Origin of the sequence: Mesorhizobium sp. M1E.F.Ca.ET.041.01.1.1 (assembly GCF_003997355.1) — a bacterium.
Taxonomy (GTDB): domain Bacteria; phylum Pseudomonadota; class Alphaproteobacteria; order Rhizobiales; family Rhizobiaceae; genus Mesorhizobium.
The window spans coordinates 1-2724 of the sequence record NZ_RZSL01000702.1 but is presented as its reverse complement, the minus strand read 5'-3'; the positions used below and the strand labels follow the sequence as shown (position 1 = coordinate 2724).

4 protein-coding genes are annotated in these 2724 nt (G+C 65.5%); all 4 read right to left on the bottom strand.

What is annotated here, in order from left to right; all coding sequences use genetic code 11:
- Nucleotides 1-223 precede the first annotated feature (223 nt).
- The 4 genes from EOA38_RS32850 to EOA38_RS32835 all read right to left on the bottom strand — a co-directional run bounded on the left by EOA38_RS32850 (nt 224) and on the right by EOA38_RS32835 (nt 2467).
- Nucleotides 224-526: a cupredoxin family copper-binding protein gene (locus EOA38_RS32850; protein WP_127301191.1), complete on the bottom strand. Its 303-nt coding sequence runs from the start codon at nt 524-526 to the stop codon at nt 224-226.
- Between the two features lie 59 nt (nt 527-585).
- Nucleotides 586-1212 carry a CDGSH iron-sulfur domain-containing protein gene (locus EOA38_RS32845; protein WP_127301190.1) on the bottom strand — a complete coding sequence of 209 codons (627 nt, stop codon included), beginning with the start codon at nt 1210-1212 and terminating at the stop codon, nt 586-588.
- Nucleotides 1213-1464: 252 nt separating this feature from the next.
- The gene (locus EOA38_RS32840; RefSeq protein WP_127301189.1) at nt 1465-1836 is read right to left on the bottom strand and encodes a hypothetical protein; all 372 of its coding nucleotides are present in this window, start codon (nt 1834-1836) and stop codon (nt 1465-1467) included.
- 283 nt (nt 1837-2119) lie between these two features.
- A complete protein-coding gene (locus tag EOA38_RS32835) occupies nt 2120-2467 on the bottom strand; it encodes a hypothetical protein (RefSeq protein ID WP_127301188.1) in 348 nt (115 codons plus the stop codon).
- Between the last annotated feature and the right edge of the window lie 257 nt (nt 2468-2724).

Sequence of the window (2724 nt, the reverse complement as noted above, 5' to 3'; positions counted from 1 at the left end):
CCTGCCGGACATCTCCCCCGCAAGGGGGGAGATTGGCTGTATGGGCGCCGGCACTCTTCCTGCGACCTTGGCGATTGGCGAAAGCGAACGCGACATCCGATCTCCCCCCTTGCGGGGGAGATGGCCGGCAGGCCAGAGGGGGGTGTGAAGGATCGCCGACCTTTGATGGTCGCGCCCAGCCGACACTGCTGAAAGCCTTCTCCTACAGCAGAAGGATGCGACGCTACTTCGCCGTGACGGTGCCCTTCATCGAGCTGTGGATCGCGCAGTGGAACGCATGCGCGCCGGCTTTGGCGATCTTGACCTTGGCGCTCTTGCCCTTGGCGAGCTGGCCGGTGTCGAAGGAGCCGTCCTCGGCCGTGGCGGTGTGCGTCATGGCGTCGGCATTGGTGAAGGTGACGGTGTCGCCGACGGCGGCACTGATCTTGGCCGGGTGGAATTTCATGCCCTTGATCTGGACCGCGTGATTGGCGGCATAGGCGGGCATGGCGAAGGCGAGCAGAGCAAGAACGAGCATGGTGCGCATGATGGATTTCCTCCTGAAGCGCGAAACCTCATCCTAAACTAACGCCGGCGCAGGGGTTTTCATGCCACGAACCCCACTCTTTTATGCGATCCGTCGCAGAACGGCTTGTTGGCCGAGTGGCCGCAGCGGCAGAGGAAGACCTTCGTCGTGCGGGCGACGGTGTGGCCGGTGCCGGTGACGATCTCGGCATTGCCTTCGAGCTTGAGCGGCCCGTTCGCGGTCGGCGTGACGTTCAGCGGGCCGTCCCGCGCCTCGAGCACCTGCGCCTCCTTCAGCGGCGGCTCGCCGGTGGCGGTGAAGCCGGCCTTGATGTGGCTGTTGTCGCAGAACGGCTTGTTCTGCGACAAGCCGCAGCGGCAGAGCGTGGCGCGATAGAAGGTCTCGCCGTTCAGTACGATCTCGGCATGGACCGCCAGAGGCCCGTTTTCGCGCACGCGCACGGTGTTGACCACCGGCGGCTTCTCCTGCGGCCCGCCATCCTTCCTGGCATAGGTGATGGCGCCCGACGGGCAGTTCTCGGCCAGCGCCACCACCTTCTCGACGCTCGCCGCATCGGGATGGATCCACTCGCCCTTGGCGTTTGGCACGAAGACATGCGGGTTGCCGAGCACGCAGTTGCGCGAATGGATGCAGCGCTTGCCGCTGAAGGAAACGTCGACCTTCTCGCCTTCGACCGTGCCTGCCATTTGGGTGAGTCTCCTGTTGGGTGGGTGGAGACAAGGCTAGGGCGAGGGCGCGAAGGGCGTCAAGCTGGCCGGATGCGCAGCGTTATCTCCCCCCTCGAGGGGGAGATGGCCGCGAAGCGGCCAGAGGGGGTCGTCTCACGTAGATCGCCAACGTCGTTTTCGTCGCGCAGGGCGCGTCGGCGCTCGACGCGCGGCGACCCCCTCTGTCACCTTCGGCGACATCTCCCCCTCAAGGGGGGAGATTCGGCGCTCCTACTCCGTCAGATCGATCTCCTCGGTCTGGCCGCCGCTGCAGGTGTAGCAGCAGTCGTCGCAGCTTTCCTTGTTGCCCGGACCGACGCCCCAATAGGTCTCCTCGTCGCCGTCGACCCAGGCGCCGTAGCAGATCTTCTCGCCGTCCTCGCAGGAGATCGGCAGCTCCTTGGTCTCGCCGTCGTCGAGATAGAAATCCTTGCCGTTGCCCGGCCAGACATAGTCGCGGTCCTGGCTGTAGAGCTCGACGCGCATGGCGTTGGGATGGCTGTTCCTGATCTGGAAGGTGACGTCGCCGGCCTGCGCGGCGGACGAGACCATGACGGCAAGCGAGAGCGCGGCGGCAACGCGGCGCGCAATGGTGAAAGACATGAAAACCCCCGAGGTCGAATCGGCCCCCACGGCCGATGGCGAATGATGGCATGCGAGGCTGGAACGAGGAAGGATTGATCTCCCCGTGATTGGCGAAGGCGGAGTAGCGCGGCGCTAATCTCCCCCCATGAGGGGGAGATGGCCGCGAAGCGGCCAGAGGGGGTCCTCGCGCGTGAAGCGCCAACGTCATTTCTTGTCGCGGACGGCGTCGGTGCTCGACGCGCAGCGACCCCCTCTGTCGCCTTCGGCGACATCTCCCCCTCGAGGGGGGAGATAGCCCCGCTTACTCCGCCAGATCCACCGTCTCGGTCGAATGCTCCACGCAGATGAAGCAGCAGGTGTCGCAGGGCTGGTCGTTGTCGGGGCCGACGCCGGCTGAGATCTGATCGTTGCCGACGACCCAGGCGCCCCAGCAGATGTGCTCGCCATTGTCGCAGGAGATCGGCACCGATTTCCGCGCCTGCGGGCGGATGAGGAAGACCTTGTCGTTGCCCGGCCAGACCTTGCCGCTGTCGCGGCTGAACAATTCCACCGCCACGTCCTGCTGCCGCTGGTTGCGGACGAAGACCGACATGTCGGCGGCGAAGGCCGGCGTGGAGAGGAGCAGAACGGCGAGCGAGATGCGAATCATGGTGGGGTCCCTGGGGGCAGTAGAGCACGCGCGATGGAGCCGCGCGACCTCCCCCTTCTCCCCTTGTGGGCTAGCGTGCGCACACATTTGCTTCGGGCTCATTTTTGCGAGGCCAGAACGAAGCCGTGTATGATGGCGTTGAAGCGTCTGAGGCCGTGGGTGAAGGTGATGGGCCCTGGCGGGCGTTCCTTTTCGTAGCCGTTCCAGCCTCCGAGCCTGGCGATACACCAGGCGGCCCAGGCGAGCGTGTGCGTGGG